Here is a 14,142-nt window from a genome sequence, read left to right on the forward strand (position 1 = left end):
GGTACCTCCGGGGTTCATCGGCTGAGCCTGTTGCGACGGGCCAGCAGCTTCGCCGCGATCGTCAGGATGAGCACGAGGGCGACCAGGGTGAGTGCCGCGGTCCACGCCCGTGCCGGGGCGTACTTCGACGCGTCACCGGCCTGCTGGTAGACGAAGAGGGACAGCGACGACTGGTTGTTCTCGAAGGGGTTGGTGTTGATCGCCGCGCCACCGCCGGCGACCAGCAGCACCGGCGCGGTCTCGCCGGCCGCGCGGGCGATGGCGAGCATGACGCCGGTGACGATGCCGGGCAGCGCCGTCGGCAGCACCACCCGCAGGATCGTCTTCCACTTGGGTACGCCGAGCGCGTACGCGCCCTCGCGCAGTGGCGCCGGGACGAGGCGGAGCATCTCCTCGGTGGACCGGACGATGGTGGGCAGCATCAGCACGCTCAGCGCGAGCGCGGCGGCGAAGCCGGAGAAGCTCGGCCGACCGTCGTTGAACCACGGCGACACGATCAGCACCCAGAACGCCAGCACGAACAGGCCGGAGACGATCGACGGGATGCCGGTCATCACGTCCACGAAGAACCGGATCGCGAAGGCGAACTTGCCCCGGCCGTACTCGACGATGTAGATCGCGCAGAGGACGCCCAGCGGCACGGTGATCAGGGTGGCGATGCCGACCTGCTCCAACGTGCCGAGGATCGCGTGGTACGCGCCGCCGTTGGCGTCCCGGGCCCCGATGTTGTTCATCGAGGTCTGGAAGAAGTTGACGTCCAGCCGCTCGGTGCCCTTGCTGACCAGGGTCCAGACCACCGAGACGAGCGGCAGCACCGCCAGCACGAACGCGGAGTGGATCAGCGCGCTCCAGGTGCGGTTACGGGCCGACCGGCGCCCCTCGACCGCGTTGGCCGAGGCGAAGAGCCCGGCCAGGTAGAGGAGCGCGCCGAGGACGACCACGAGGACCGGGCCGCCGATGCCGGTGCCGTAGACGATCACGGCGGAGAGCGCCAGGGCCGCCACGGCGATGGCCGGCGCGGCGTACCAGGGCAGCCGCTTGGCCCGCAGCGTTGCGGGCTGGGCCGGCGGCCGGGTGCGATGGGAGGTGACGGTTGTGGTCATGCGGCCGACTCCGTGAACTCCCGGCGGCGGTAGATGATCGCCCGCGCCGTGATGTTGACGATCAGCGTGATGGTGAACAGCACCAGGCCGGAGGCGATCAGCGCACCCCGGCCGGTCTCGTTCGCCTCGCCGAACGCGTTGGCGATGTTGGCGGCGATGGTGTTGCCGCCGTTCTGGATCAGGTTGAACGAGATGCCGAAGGTGATGCCGAGGGTCAGCGCCAGGGCGATGGTCTCGCCCAGCGCCCGGCCGAGGCCGAGCATCGTGGCGGCGATGATGCCGGGGCGGCCGTAGGGGAGCACCGCGGTGCGGAGCATCTCCCAGCGGGTGGCGCCCAGGGCGAGGGCGGCCTCCTCGTTCGCGGTCGGCGTCTGGAGGAACACCTCGCGGGAGAGCGAGGTGATGATCGGCAACACCATGATCGCGAGCACCAGGGCGCCCAACATGATCGACTTACCGAATGGGCCGTCACCGCCGAAGATCGGCAGCCAGCCGAAGTACTTGTTCAACCAGACCGAGAAGTCCCGGACCGGGTTGATGAAGATGTCCCGCCCCCAGAGGCCGAAGACCACGCTCGGCACGGCGGCCAGCAGGTCGATCAAGAAGCCGAGCGCGGTGCCCAGCCGGCGGGGCGCGTAGTGCGAGAGGTAGAGCGCGATGCCGAGCGCCACCGGCACTGCCATGAGCAGCGCCAGTGCCGCGCTGAGCACGGTACCGAAGGCGAGTGTGCCGATGCCGAACTTCGGCTGGGCCTCGTTGGGCGACCAGCCCTCGTAGGTCCAGAAGTTCTCGGTGTTGGCGCGTAGGGCCGGCACCGCCTTGGCAATCAGGAAGATCGCGATGGCGGCGATGATGACCAGAACCGTTGTGCCGGCGGCCAGTGTGAGACCGCGGAAGGCCCGCTCGGCGCCGAACTTCCGGTTGCGCGGCAGCGCGCTGCCGCCGCCCAGCCCGGCGCCGCCCGGGGAACGGGTGCTGACTGGTGCCTCGGCCACACGCGCCGAGGCACCGGCGGGCCACTCGTGACTCTGAGTCACGCGCGTCCCGCCGGTGCCGGCGTCGGCCGAGCGGTGGGGGGTGTCACCCATCTGCTCGCTCGATTCGATTGCGGAGTGGTGTCGGGTCAGGAGATGTTCTTGACTGCGGCCTCGACCTTGGTGCGGACGCTCTCCGGCAGCGGGGCGTAGCCCAGCTCGGTCATGGCAGCCTGGCCCTCGGCGCTGGCCGCGTAGCCCAGCAGACCCTTGACCAGCGGGAGCTTGTCGGCCGGAAGGCCCTTGCTGCAGACGATCTCGTACGTCGCCAGGACGATCGGGTAGGCCCCGGCCTCCTTGGTGTTGTAGTCGATCGACATCTTGAGGTCGTCGCCCTGGCCCTCGATCTTGGCGCCGGCGATGGTCTTGCCGGCCGCCTCGGCGGTCAGCTCGGCGAACTCGCCCGCACCGTTACCGATCTTGGCCATCTTCAGAGCCGCGTTCTCGGCGAACGACCACTCCATGTAGCCGATGGAGCCGTCGGCGCCCTTGACCGAGCTGGCCACGCCGTCCGAGCCCTTGGCGCCGGTGCCACCCGGGGCCTTCCACGCCTTGGCCTTGCCGAAGGTCCAGTCGGCCTCGGCGGTCTTGGCGAGGAAGTTGGTGAAGTTGTCGGTGGTGCCCGACTCGTCCGAGCGGTGGACGGTCTGGATCGTGGTCGCCGGGAGCGTGGCACCCGGGTTGTCGGCCTTGATCGCCGCGTCGTCCCACTTAGTGACCTTGCCGGCGAAGATCTTCGCCAGGGTGGCCGGCTTGAGCTGGAGGTTGTCCACGCCGCTGACGTTGTAGGCGACGGCCACCGGGCCGATCACCATCGGCAGGTGGATCGCCTTTCCACCGACGCACTTGGCGTCGGCCTGCGGCTGCTCCTCCGGCTTGAGCGCGGAGTCGGAGCCGGCGAAGTCGGCGGTCCCGGCGATGAACGCCTGGATGCCGGCGCCCGAACCAGTCGGCTCGTAGTTGATCGTGGTGCCCTGGCACTTCTGCTGGTACGCCTTGATCCACTCGGCCATGGCGTTCTTCTGCGCCGACGAGCCCTGGGCGTTCAGCGTTCCGGTAGCGCAGTCGACCGCGGCGGCCGAGCCCGAAGCGCTGGCGCCGGGAGTGGGCCCGTTGTTGTCCGAGCCGCATGCACTGAGGCCGAGCGTCGCGGCAAGGGCGAGGCCGGCAATAGCGCCGTACCGCTGGAGCTTCACCTGAGGGGTTTCCCTTCGCGTCTGACTTGGCGCCCCGATCCCGGGGCCCGAGGACCGGCAGTGACCGGCTGACACGAAAGTTAGAAGTGCCAGGTAGCCGGTTCGCCGGTCGCAAGTGAACGCAAGGTGAACACGTACGGCCGCCGAGGTGACCGCTTGCTGAGGGTGAGTTGTCCGTTAAGTGAACCCGGGTACACCTGTCGGAAGTATGGGTATATTTCCGGTTCGCTGTTATGTCGCCGACGCCCGGCCGTTACCCACCGGTGACCCGCGCGGGGCGACCGCGACGGTCAGCCCAGGTGGTAGTTGATGTGCGCGGACCAGCGCGCGAAGCCCAGCCGCTCGTAGAGCGCGACCGCCCCGGTGTTCGACTCGTCCACGTAGAGCATCACCCGGTCCAGGCCGCGCCTGTCCCGCAGGTACGCCAGCCCGGCCGTGGTCAGCGCCCGGCCGAGCCCGCCGCCGTGCGCGGTCGGCTCCACACCCAGGACGTACACCTCACCGATCCGGGCCGACCCGGGCCGCTCGTGCACCTTGGTCCAGTGGAAACCGAGCAACCGGCCGGTCGCGGTCTCCTCGGCGAGCAGGAAACCCGCCGGGTCGAACCACGGCTCGGCGAGCCGGACCCGCAGCTCGTCCGAGGTCCATCGGCCCTGCTCGGGGTGCTCGGCGAAGGCCCGCGCGTTGAGGCCCAGCCAGGCAGCGTCGTCCGCCCCGGGGCGGAACGCGCGCAGCGCCACCCCGTCGGGCAGCCGCGGCTCGCCGAGCGGGGCGGCCAACGGTCGGCGCAACTGCCAGAGCACCCGGGCCCGGGTGAAACCGAGGTCGACGGCGAGCGCGGCGGCCGAGGGGTGGTCGCCGTGCGCCCACGCCCGCAGTGGCCCGGTGGCCGAGGCGAGTACGCCCCGGGCGAGCGCCCGCCCGGTGCCCCGTCGCCGGTACGCGGGATGCACCACCAACTCGACCCCGATCCCGCTGACCGGGTCGGTGGTGTCCAGGTGCGCGTACCCGGTGAGCGTGCCGTCGTCGGCGCGGGCGATCAGGTGCACGGCGGGGGCGCCGGGGTCGCGCAGCCGGAGCAGGACGTGTTCGTCGAGTGGGTCGGCGCCGTCCGTGTCACCCGCTGCACGGGCGAGGGACAGCACGTCGGCGATCTCCGCTGGCGCCAGTAGGTCGGTCCGGGTCACCTGGTCGCTGGTCGGCTCCGCGCTGCTCATTCCGCCACCGTATCCGCTGCGTGTCGTGCCGCCCGGACCGTGGCGGTAAAGCCGCGGCTCACGTCGGGTCGGTGGGGAGTGCCTCCACCTCGAACCGTGCGGTCAGATCGGGCAGGATGCGGCGCAGCGCGTCCACCGTGCCCTGTCGGTCCCCGCCGGCGTCGTGCAGCAGCACCACCGAGCCCGGTTCGGCCTGGGTCAACACTGTCGCGGTGATTTTGCTGGCGCCGGGCAGATCCCAGTCCGACGGATCCACCGACCAGTGCAGCGGGGTCATGCCGAGCTGCCGCGCCACCGACACCACCGGGTACGTCCAGGCCCCGCCCGGCTGGCGGTACCAGACGATCGGCGCGTCCGGCACCGCCGCCCGGATCGCCGCGTTGGTGCGGAGAAGGTCGGAGCGGATCGCGTCGGCCGACCGGGCGCCCAGACCGACGTCGTGGTGCCAGGAGTGGTTGCACAGGGTGTGCCCGTCCCGAACGATCGACTGGATCAGGTCGGGGTGGTTCTGCGCGTTTTCGCCGACCACACAGAACGTGGCGCGCACGTCGAATTGGCGCAGGAGGGCAAGGACCTGCGGGGTGTAGCGCGGGTCCGGCCCGTCGTCGAAGGTCAACGCGAGCCGCGGGGTGCCGGTGGTGGCGTGCGCACCGAACAGCTTGTCGCCTCCAGCGTCGCGTCCGGACCCGTCCTGACCGGCTTCGGCGGGACCGGCGCCGCTGCTGGTGCTGGCGCTCGGAACGGCGCCCGGCTCGCCGACGCTGGGTTGGTCGGCGTAGTGCGGCCCGTCGGCGCTCGTGTTGAGGCCGGTGGAGTGCCGTGGGGTCTGGTCGGGGACGAGGCTGCGGCCCAGCACGTACGCGGAGCCGAGCAGCCCCGCCACCACCAGCGTCACGATCCCCGCGGCCTTCGCGGTCGAACTGCCCCGCGTCACGACTTCCACCCGGCTCGCCGGTCAGGCCGGCCCGTCGCCCGCGTGTTCAGTGCGCGCACCGTCGCCCCTTTCTCCGACAAACCCGGCAGTCAGAATAGAGCTGCCAAGCCGCGCAAAAAGGGCATATGGGAAATCGCCCTGAGTGGTCCGCGGATCAGACCGGCAGGGGCGCGTGTTCCTGCTCGGGGAGCGACCGCGACGGCGGAACGACGAACTTGTAACCGACCTGGCGAACGGTGCCGATCATCGACTCGTACTCCGAGCCGAGCTTGGCGCGCAGTCGCCGGACGTGCACGTCCACCGTGCGGGTGCCGCCGAAGTAGTCGTAGCCCCAGACCTCGCGCAGGAGCTGGTCCCGGGTGAACACCCGGCCCGGGTGCTGGGCCAGGAACTTCAGCAGCTCGAACTCCTTGTAGGTGAGGTCGAGCGGGCGGCCCTTGAGCTTGGCCGCGTACGTGTCCGGGTCGATGGTCAGTTCGCCGGCCCGGATCGAGCCACCCGCGCCCGCGGTCGCGTTGCTGAGTCGGCCCACCGCCAGCCGCAGCCGTGCCTCGACCTCGGCGGGGCCGGCCGAGGCGAGGATGACGTCGTCGACGCCCCAATCCGCGTTCAACGCGATCAGGCCGGCCTCGGTCACCACCGCGACCAGCGGCACACCGAGCCCCGTCGCGTGCAACATCCGGCAGGTCGCCCGGGCCTCGCTCAACTCCGATCGGGCGTCCACCATCACCGCGTCCGGGCTGGGGCCCGCGACCAGGGTGCGAACGTCGCGCGGCGCGGTGCGGACCGAGTGCGGCAGCAGGTCGAGTGCCGGCAGCACGGCCGACGGTTCCCCTGCGCGCGCGGTCACCAGCAGCAGGATCTCCACGATCACCTCCGTCCCGGCGGCGCTCGGCCGCACGCGACCAGTCGCACTCATCAAGGAGTGCGCTGAGAAATTGCGTGGTCCCGGCGTCGCTGACGGGCGGGTAACGCGTTGAGCGTAACCGATCGCCTCGGCCGCGCCGTCAGGCCATTTCCCGTTTGTCTAGCTTGCCCCTGATCGTGGCACAGATTTTAACGTCGCTGAAACCCGTGACCACCGCGTCGGGCGGTCGGTCTGGCACGATCGGGTCGTGTTTCCCTCCACCTCGCCCGAGGCCGGCCGCGAATCGTGGCCCGCCGGGCCCCATCCGGGCCCGGCCGCCGCGCCGACTCGCGGCAACCCGCCCGCGCCGCGTACCGGTCCGGCCACCACCGCCGGCGATCGCCGCGAACGGGGTGGGCCTCGCCGTGCCCGTCGCGCCGGCGAGCCGGCCCGCCGTTCCGAAGACGAGGTCGACGAGCCGGAAGAGGAGGTCGTACCCCCGGTCGAGGTGCGCCGCCAGCTGGCGCTGACCATCGCCGGCTTCGCCGCGCTGCTCGGTGTCGGTCTGGTCCTCGGCGCGCAGACGTCGGGCCCCGGTCACCGGTTGCCGTTCGCCTTCATCATCTTCGGCGTCCAGCTGCTGTTCGTGCTCGCCTGGACGATGGCCATGCGTCCGCCCGCGTTGCTGGTGGTCGCCGGGATCAGCGCGGCGGTCGCGGCGCTGGCCGACATCGCCGCGGTGCAGACCGACGTCGCCGGCCTGGCGCCGCTGGGCTATCTGGCCGCTGGCGGGTTCCTCGCCGCGGTGCTCGGCCAGCTGGTCCGCCGGGTCGACCGGGTCCGGGTCACCGACTCACTCGGCGCCACGCTGCTCATCGTGGTCGGGGTGGTGGCCTTCGGCACCCTGATCGTGCTGAGCCGGATCCCGGCCGGCACCCAGGCGATCACCGTCTGCCTGACCGCGAGCGCTGTCGCGTTGACCATCGCCCGGCTCACCGACGCCGTGCTGCCCTGGCCCCGGCTGGCCCCGCAGGTGCCCCGGGGTGCCGCTGGCGTGGTGGCCGGCGCGATGGTCGGCACGCTGACCAGCGCCCTGCTCGGCAGCTACCTGGTGGCGCCCTTCACGCCGACCCGGGCCGCCGTGATCGGGCTGGTCGCGGCGGTCACCGCCGTCCTCTCCGACCTCGCCGTGGGGTACGCGGAGGCGGGTCGGCTGATGGCCGGCGAACCGCCCACGATGTGGGTGGCCCGGCACATGCAGGGTCCGCTCGGCGGCTTCGCTCTGGCGGCACCCGCCGCGTACGCCATGTGCATGCTCTTCCTCTGAGTCACGGTTGAGCGGGGAGCCGGTCGGGTACCTACGGGTGCGCCGCCCGGCGGCACCGGTACGGACGACCCCGTCGCGACGCGGCGGGCGGAGACAGGAGGCGGCGTGGCGCAGGACTATCCGGCGGACGAGGCGCGTCCCCGACGGCGCGGCCGCAAGCTGCTGATCGGGCTGTTCGTTCTGCTCCTGCTCCTGGCCGGGCTGCTGGTGGTCGCCGACCGGGTTGCGGTCGGGGTGGCCGAGCGGACCATCGCCGACCGGGTCCGTCAGGAGATCGCCAAGCAGGGCGCGCAGTCCACCGAGCCGGAGGTCGAGGTCGCCGGCGTCCCGTTCCTCACCCAGGTGCTCGACGGCCGTTACCAGCGGATCTCGATCAAACTGCGGGACGTGCAGGCCTCGGTCGAAGGTGACGCGGTCCGACTCCCGGTGCTCGATGTGGACGCCCGTAACGTGCGGGCCTCGCTGGACACCCTGCGCACCGGGCAGGGCGACGTCGTGGCGGACACGGTCAACGGCACCGGCACGATCAGTTACGACAGTCTGGCCGCGCTGCTGAACCGCCCGGGGCTCACTCTCGGCGAACAGAACGGCAAGCTGACCGTCACGGCCCCGGCCGACATCCTCGGTCAGAAGCTCACCATCAGCGGCACCGCCGACGTCACCGTCGCCGACAACGGCGCCGTTGCCCTGCGCTTCAACGACCTGGACGCCGCGGGTCTGCCGAACCTGCCGTTGGCCCGCGCCTTCCTGAGCAACTACGCCAAGAGCATCTCCGTCGACGTACCCCTGCCTGAGCTGCCGTTCCAGCTCGCGGTCCGGGAGGTCCGTCCCCTGCCGGAAGGGCTGACGGTCACCGCCGACGCGAAGAACGTGCCGATCAACTCCGCCGGCTGACGCCGGAGGCGCGGTGGGACGCCGAAAACGTCGGCGGCCCCGACGGTTCCCGGATGGTGGTCGGCTGAGTGGCAGCACGGTCACTGGCTGGTAGGCTCCCTGGCCATGGGGACCCACCTCACCAAACGGCGCGCGGTCGACCTGTGCCGCGTGGCCACCTGCCTGTGTCGCCCCGTCATCTGACGGCGGGGCTGTCTCCGGCCGCCTGACGGCGGCCACCGGCACAGGGTTCTCACACCCTCCGGTCATCCCACCGAACGCCCGGCAGCGGCGCCGTCGCACGAACCCGTGATCCCGTCCTTCCGCTGGGTCCCGCGCGTGGTGCGACAGAAAACATCGATACGCGCGCGTTGGCTCACCATCCATCCTCACCAGGGAGTGATTCGATGAGTCGCGACACCGCACTCGTTTCGGCCGAGTGGGCCGAGAAGAACCTCGACGCCCCGGGCGTCGTCTTCGTCGAGGTCGACGAGGACACCTCGGCCTACGACACCGGCCACATCGCCGGTGCCATCAAGATTGACTGGAAGACCGACCTGCAGGACCAGGTCCGCCGGGACTTCGTCAACAAGTCCCAGTTCGAGGCGCTGCTCTCGGAGCGTGGCATCAGCAACGACGACACCGTCATCCTGTACGGCGGCAACAACAACTGGTTCGCCGCGTACGCCTACTGGTACTTCAAGCTCTACGGCCACCGCGACGTGAAGCTGCTCGACGGCGGTCGCAAGAAGTGGGAGCTGGACGCCCGCCCGCTCGTCACCGACCAGGTGTCCCGCCCGGCGACGCAGTACGTGGCGCAGGAGCCGGACACCTCCATCCGGGCGTTCCGCGACGAGGTCGTCGCCGCGATCGGCACCAAGAACCTGGTCGACGTGCGCAGCCCCGACGAGTTCGCCGGTCGCCTGCTCGCCCCCGCCCACCTGCCGCAGGAGCAGGCGCAGCGGGCCGGCCACATCCCCACCGCGATCAGCGTGCCGTGGTCCAAGGCGGCCAACGAGGACGGCACCTTCCGGTCCGACGACGAGCTGCGCAAGATCTATGGCGACGCGGGGCTCGACGACGGCAAGGAGACCATCGCGTACTGCCGGATCGGTGAGCGCTCGTCGCACACCTGGTTCGTCCTTCAGGAGCTGCTGGGTCACCGCAACGTCAAGAACTACGACGGCTCCTGGACCGAGTACGGCTCCCTGGTCGGTGTGCCGGTCGCGCTCGGCGACGAACCCGGGGAGGCGTGATCATGACTCTGCCCACCGCCGCGGGTTGCGCCGCACCGGACCAGGCCGCGCCGCTGCCGGCCAGCCTGGACCTGGAGAAGGAAACCGTCATCACCGGCATCGTCCGCTCCGCCGAGGCCGAGCCGGTCCCGGGCGCGTACGTCCGGCTGCTCGACTCGACCGGTGAGTTCACCGCCGAGGTCGTGACCTCGGCCGCCGGCCAGTTCCGGTTCTTCGCCGCACCGGGTTCCTGGACGCTGCGGGCGTTGTCCCGGCACGGCAACGGCGACACCGCCGTCACTGCCGGCCGAGGTGTCAACGAGGTTGCCGTCACCGTCGCCTGACCCACTGCTCTGATCGATCGGGGCCGGTCACCTTCAGGGGTGGCCGGCCCCGGTCGTTCGCGCCCCGCAACCGCGCCCCCCGAAATCCATCGGCATGCGTCACTATCTACGGGTGGAAATCAGGGATGAAAGTGGCGTGTCCGACGAGGTCCCCATCGTCGTCTGCGTGAGCACGGACCTGTCGATGCGGGAGCGGGTGCTGCGCCAACTCGACGGGTACGCCCCGGTGCTCAGCTGCGCCGACCTGACCGAGCTGCGCGAGCTGCTGTCGTCGCCGGCAGGCCCGGTGCCGGTCGTGCCCACGGTCTCTCCGCTCGCGAAACCGCAGGGCCCGGCCAGGTGGGGTGAGTTGGTCGTCGACCCGACCAGACACCAGGTGACCTGGCGCGGCGACCCGCTCCCGCTCACCCCCACCGAACGGGAGCTGCTCGCCCTGCTCATCGGTCCGCCGCTGGTGGTGAGGAGCTACGAACAGCTCTTCGCCGCCGTGCGCAGCGGCCCATACCGGGGCAGCGCGATCGTGCACTCCGCCATCAAGCAGCTCCGGCGGAAGCTGCGTGACCTCCCGGGCGGGCCGCAGGTGCACACCGTCCAGGGGGTCGGCTACCGGCTCGATCCACCGCCCCGGTCGGCCTGAGCGCCTCCGCCGCCGGGTCGGCGGTGGACGCGTGACACCATGGCCGGGTGAGCGGTGCTGTGCAGACGGGTTGGGCCTCTTCGGCCGGCCCCGCCGCGCCGGCGCCGGCCCGGTCGCGGCGGCGTTGGCTGCTGGTCGCGACCGTGGCCTGGGCCGTGTTGCTGGCCGTGCTCACCTGGACGTCGGTCCGCGACGACCCGCCGACCGTCCGCGAACAGCGTTCCCTCGACCAGGCCGGCCCGGTGGTCGACCGGGCGGTCGGCGAACTGGCCCGCGCGATCGGCGCGGCCGGGCTGCTGGAGCTGGGCCCGCCGCGAATCGCGACCGGCTGTCGGGTCACCCCGCTCGCCGACGGCGCGCGGCTGCGGCGCGAGGTCGGCGTGCTCGCGGCCGCCGGTGACGAGCAGGCCGTGCTGGCCGGTATCGCCAAGCGGCTGCCGGCGAGCTGGCGGGCCGGGGTCGGGACCGGGGTGGGCGGCCCGGAGCTGCGCGCCGACGCCGGAGAGTTCGTGGCCGTCGAGGGACGGCCGACCGTCGACGGGCGGGTGCGACTGATCGTCGACACCGGTTGCCGGCCGGTCGGCGCCGGTTACGCACCGGCCCCGCCCGCGGCTGCCGGCCCGGAGACCGCCGCGCTGACCGCCGCGCGGCGGGCGCTCGACCGGCCGAGCGACGCCGCGCCGGAGCTGGTGAGCGCACCCTGTCCGGGTGGTGGGCTCGCCCGTACCGCGCGGTCCACGGACGATTCCGGCCCGGTGACCTCGACGGCCGCACTCGCACCGCTGGCCGGCGACGCCCCACTGCTGGACCAACCCCCGGTGTACGCGTACCGCGCCGGCGGCGTCACGGTGCTGGCCGAGATCGGCCCGGACGCCACCCGCCTGGCCGCCACCGTCGGCTGCCCGGGTTGAGCCGGGCTGCCCGCTCGGGTCAGCCGGTACCCGGCTGATCCTCCGGGTCGCGGCTACGGCCCAACGCGTCGACCATGCCCCACCGGCCGGGGATGTCCAGCAGCTCGACCCGGCCCATCCCGGGTGGCACGGCCGGGTCGATGATCAGGTGCTCGCCCTGCGGCTCCAACCCCAGCATCACCCGGAGCAGCAGCAGTGGCGTACCGGTGGACCAGGCTTGTGGGCTGCACGCGGTCGGGTACTCCACCGGATAGTCGGTGAGGTCGCGGGCGTAGCCGGCGAACGCCTCCGGCAGCCGCCCCTCGAAGTACCGGGACGCCGCCAGCATCCGGTCGCAGAGCAACCCGGCCTCGTTCCGGAAGCCGTACCGCCACAAGCCCCAGGCGATTAACGAGTTGTCGAACGGCCATACCGTGCCGACGTGGTAGCCGATCGGGTTGTACCGTCCCTCGTCCGCGGCGAGCGTCCGTACCCCCCAGCCGGAGAACAGTCGGGGCCCGAGCAGATGCTCGACCACCTTGCCGGCGCGGGACTCGTCCACGATGCCGCTCCACAGCAGGTGCCCGATGTTCGAGGTCAGGGCGTCCACCTGCCGGCCGTCGGCGTCCAGCGCGAGCGCGTAGTATTCGCGGTCGGCGATCCAGAAGTCGCGGTCGAACCGTCGCTTCAGGTCGGCGGCCTCCCGCTCCAGCCGGTCGGCGTACTCCGGGTCGTTCCAGAAGGTCCGGGCCAGCCGGGCCGCCCGGATCTTCGCGTCGTACGCGTAGCCCTGCAACTCGCAGGTGGCCCGGGGGAAGCCGGGCAGTTGGCCGTCGGCGTACGAGATGGCGTCCCAGGAGTCCTTCCAGCACTGGTTCTGCAGACCGGTCTCCGGGTTGCGGGTCTGGTACCAGAGGTAGCCGGTGCCGAGCAGGTCACCGTACGTGTCGATCCACTCCAACGCCGCGCGGACCTGCGGCTCCAGCTTGCGGACGAGTGTGGTGTCGCCGGTCCAGCGCTCGTACTCGTCGATCAGGATGATGAACAGCGGCGTCGAGTCGGCCGCCCCGTAGTACGGCGAGTGTGGCTGCTCCTCGAAGCCGGCGGTCTCGCCGTACCGCAGCTCGTGCAGGATCTTGCCGGGTTCCTCGTCCCGGAAGTCGTCCACCCGCTGCCCCTGCAGACCGGCCAGCATCAGGATGGTCGGCGGGACCAACTCCGGCAGGAACGGCAGCACCTGCAATGACGTGATGATGCTGTCCCGACCGAACAGGGTCATGAACCAGGGCAGACCCGCGGCGATCAGCCGCACCCCCAGGGCGATCGACTCGTAGCGCAGTGCGCCCAGGTCGTTGAGGCTGCGCCGGTACGCCCCGGCCAGCGGTTCGCAGTCGCAGCCGAGCTTCGGCGCCCGGTCGATCAGCTCCTGCTGTTCGGCCCGGATGGCCTCCGCGGTGCGGCTGCCGCCGTACGGGAGGGTGGCCCGGATGTCCTCGCCGCCGGCCCCGTAGACGACGCTGGACACGTGCAGCCGGGTGGTCCAGCTGCTGTTGCGGGCTATCCGGATCCGAAAGGTCATCCCGGTTTCGTCGACCTGCGCCGGCTCGGTGGTGCTGACCACCATCTCCCGGTGGAACGCCTCCCGCCGGTAGGTCAGCCGCAGCTCGTTCTCGGCGACCGTGACGGTGGTCCGGCCCCGCTTCTGCCGAGAATTCTTGATCTCGAACAGGTCGGCGAAGTCGGCCCCGATCTCGATCCGGACCGTGCACTCGACCTCCGCGCCGAGGTGGTTGAGCACGGTCAGCTCCTCCTCGAAGCTACCCACGATCGCCCGGCTGCGGATCACCGACGCCTTCGCGTCCAGATAGTGCGTGGGTTCCCCGGGGGCGAGGAAGAACTTGGTGCGGTACGACTCGGCGTCGTCGACGGAGAGGGCGTGCAGCCGTTTGCCGTCCAGGGTGAGCACCCAGGTGGACAGGAAGCGGGTGTCGAAGGAGAACAGCCCGGTGGGGAAGTCGTAGGACGGCTCGATGTCCCCACGCCGGTCGCTGACCAGGAAGGTGTTGCCGTCCAGAATGCTGACGAGTTCCCTCACCTGAGTCGTCCGGCTGCTCGGCGGGCCGTTTCGCGGGGGTCGCGGGTGCCCGGCGGGTTCGGGAAGAACCGGCGGAAGGCGAGGAAGAGCACCACGTTGCCGCTGAAGGTGCTCTCGTTGCGCAGCACCGCCGCGACCCCCTGCGCCTCGCCGGTGATCAGTCGGTCGAAGAGGTCGGCGCTGCTGTGCCAGATGGCGTCGGCCGGGCCGCGCCCACGGCTGACCTGCACCGACCCGGGCCGCATCCGGACCAGCCAGTGTTCGGTCCGCTGGTCGTCGCCGAGGTCGATCTGGAGGGTGCCGTCGGCCAGGCCGCCCAGGACCTCGGGGGCGCGCGACGGCAGTGCTTCGAAGAACCTCTCCGCCGCCTCGGTCACATCCGAATCGTAGGCAGTCGCCCGAGATGTCGG

Annotated in this window: 15 protein-coding genes; 7 read left to right on the forward strand and 8 right to left on the reverse strand. The window is 71.3% G+C overall.

The features are described 5' to 3' along the window. Positions 1 to 14 precede the first annotated feature (14 nt). The 6 genes from pstA to ACIBF8_RS24595 form a co-directional block, all read right to left on the reverse strand. Positions 15 to 1,103 carry a phosphate ABC transporter permease PstA gene (gene pstA / locus ACIBF8_RS24570; protein ID WP_396785914.1) on the reverse strand — a complete coding sequence of 363 codons (1,089 nt, stop codon included), beginning with the start codon at positions 1,101 to 1,103 and terminating at the stop codon, positions 15 to 17. Next, positions 1,100 to 2,191 (reverse strand): phosphate ABC transporter permease subunit PstC, encoded by a 1,092-nt coding sequence (gene pstC, locus ACIBF8_RS24575; RefSeq protein ID WP_396785916.1) that lies wholly within the window; start codon positions 2,189 to 2,191, stop codon positions 1,100 to 1,102. Before pstC ends, pstA begins: the two co-directional genes overlap by 4 nt. A gap of 35 nt (positions 2,192 to 2,226) precedes the next feature. Then, positions 2,227 to 3,333 carry a phosphate ABC transporter substrate-binding protein PstS gene (gene pstS, locus ACIBF8_RS24580; RefSeq protein WP_396785917.1) on the reverse strand — a complete coding sequence of 369 codons (1,107 nt, stop codon included), beginning with the start codon at positions 3,331 to 3,333 and terminating at the stop codon, positions 2,227 to 2,229. A 290-nt stretch (positions 3,334 to 3,623) separates the two neighbouring features. Continuing rightward, complete coding sequence (gene mshD / locus ACIBF8_RS24585) at positions 3,624 to 4,550, reverse strand: mycothiol synthase (RefSeq protein ID WP_396785918.1); 927 nt, start codon at positions 4,548 to 4,550, stop codon at positions 3,624 to 3,626. 58 nt (positions 4,551 to 4,608) lie between these two features. Next, positions 4,609 to 5,484: a polysaccharide deacetylase family protein gene (locus ACIBF8_RS24590; protein WP_396785920.1), complete on the reverse strand. Its 876-nt coding sequence runs from the start codon at positions 5,482 to 5,484 to the stop codon at positions 4,609 to 4,611. Positions 5,485 to 5,638: 154 nt separating this feature from the next. Continuing rightward, positions 5,639 to 6,358 (reverse strand): winged-helix domain-containing protein, encoded by a 720-nt coding sequence (locus ACIBF8_RS24595; RefSeq protein ID WP_396786033.1) that lies wholly within the window; start codon positions 6,356 to 6,358, stop codon positions 5,639 to 5,641. 241 nt (positions 6,359 to 6,599) lie between these two features. Here ACIBF8_RS24595 and ACIBF8_RS24600 point away from each other — a divergent pair, with 241 nt between their 5' ends. From ACIBF8_RS24600 to ACIBF8_RS24630, 7 genes are all read left to right on the forward strand, one after another. Further along, the gene (locus tag ACIBF8_RS24600) at positions 6,600 to 7,658 is read left to right on the forward strand and encodes a hypothetical protein (RefSeq protein ID WP_396785922.1); all 1,059 of its coding nucleotides are present in this window, start codon (positions 6,600 to 6,602) and stop codon (positions 7,656 to 7,658) included. A 105-nt stretch (positions 7,659 to 7,763) separates the two neighbouring features. Continuing rightward, entirely contained in the window at positions 7,764 to 8,552 is a 789-nt protein-coding gene (locus ACIBF8_RS24605; RefSeq protein ID WP_396785923.1) for a DUF2993 domain-containing protein, read from the forward strand. Between the two features lie 105 nt (positions 8,553 to 8,657). Further along, entirely contained in the window at positions 8,658 to 8,735 is a 78-nt protein-coding gene (locus tag ACIBF8_RS24610) for an Ms5788A family Cys-rich leader peptide (RefSeq protein WP_310503780.1), read from the forward strand. A 203-nt stretch (positions 8,736 to 8,938) separates the two neighbouring features. Beyond that, entirely contained in the window at positions 8,939 to 9,787 is an 849-nt protein-coding gene (locus tag ACIBF8_RS24615; RefSeq protein WP_396785924.1) for a sulfurtransferase, read from the forward strand. 2 nt (positions 9,788 to 9,789) lie between these two features. Further along, positions 9,790 to 10,110 carry a DUF1416 domain-containing protein gene (locus ACIBF8_RS24620; protein ID WP_091402852.1) on the forward strand — a complete coding sequence of 107 codons (321 nt, stop codon included), beginning with the start codon at positions 9,790 to 9,792 and terminating at the stop codon, positions 10,108 to 10,110. 184 nt (positions 10,111 to 10,294) lie between these two features. Further along, a complete protein-coding gene (locus ACIBF8_RS24625) occupies positions 10,295 to 10,747 on the forward strand; it encodes a winged helix-turn-helix domain-containing protein (RefSeq protein WP_396786034.1) in 453 nt (150 codons plus the stop codon). A gap of 47 nt (positions 10,748 to 10,794) precedes the next feature. Continuing rightward, positions 10,795 to 11,658, forward strand: coding sequence for a hypothetical protein (locus ACIBF8_RS24630; RefSeq protein WP_396785926.1), 864 nt, complete (start codon positions 10,795 to 10,797; stop codon positions 11,656 to 11,658). 19 nt (positions 11,659 to 11,677) lie between these two features. Here ACIBF8_RS24630 and ACIBF8_RS24635 read toward each other — a convergent pair whose 3' ends face one another. Both ACIBF8_RS24635 and ACIBF8_RS24640 read right to left on the reverse strand, forming a co-directional pair. Next, positions 11,678 to 13,732 carry a glycogen debranching N-terminal domain-containing protein gene (locus ACIBF8_RS24635; RefSeq protein ID WP_396785928.1) on the reverse strand — a complete coding sequence of 685 codons (2,055 nt, stop codon included), beginning with the start codon at positions 13,730 to 13,732 and terminating at the stop codon, positions 11,678 to 11,680. Next, entirely contained in the window at positions 13,729 to 14,109 is a 381-nt protein-coding gene (locus tag ACIBF8_RS24640; protein WP_396785929.1) for an SCP2 sterol-binding domain-containing protein, read from the reverse strand. The genes ACIBF8_RS24635 and ACIBF8_RS24640 overlap by 4 nt, the downstream gene beginning before the upstream one ends. Between the last annotated feature and the right edge of the window lie 33 nt (positions 14,110 to 14,142).

It is taken from the genome of Micromonospora sp. NPDC050276 (assembly GCF_044459545.1).
Taxonomy (GTDB): domain Bacteria; phylum Actinomycetota; class Actinomycetes; order Mycobacteriales; family Micromonosporaceae; genus Micromonospora.

Bases quoted from the DNA above. Each gene is read 5' to 3' on its own strand.
- ACIBF8_RS24625 (WP_396786034.1), top strand. From the start codon at position 10,295: ATGCGGGAGCGGGTGCTGCGCCAACTCGACGGGTACGCCCCGGTGCTC.
- ACIBF8_RS24620 (WP_091402852.1), top strand. From the start codon at position 9,790: ATGACTCTGCCCACCGCCGCGGGTTGCGCCGCACCGGACCAGGCCGCG.
- ACIBF8_RS24615 (WP_396785924.1), top strand. From the start codon at position 8,939: ATGAGTCGCGACACCGCACTCGTTTCGGCCGAGTGGGCCGAGAAGAAC.
- pstA (WP_396785914.1), bottom strand. From the start codon at position 1,103: ATGACCACAACCGTCACCTCCCATCGCACCCGGCCGCCGGCCCAGCCC.
- ACIBF8_RS24610 (WP_310503780.1), top strand. From the start codon at position 8,658: ATGGGGACCCACCTCACCAAACGGCGCGCGGTCGACCTGTGCCGCGTG.
- mshD (WP_396785918.1), bottom strand. From the start codon at position 4,550: ATGAGCAGCGCGGAGCCGACCAGCGACCAGGTGACCCGGACCGACCTA.
- pstC (WP_396785916.1), bottom strand. From the start codon at position 2,191: ATGGGTGACACCCCCCACCGCTCGGCCGACGCCGGCACCGGCGGGACG.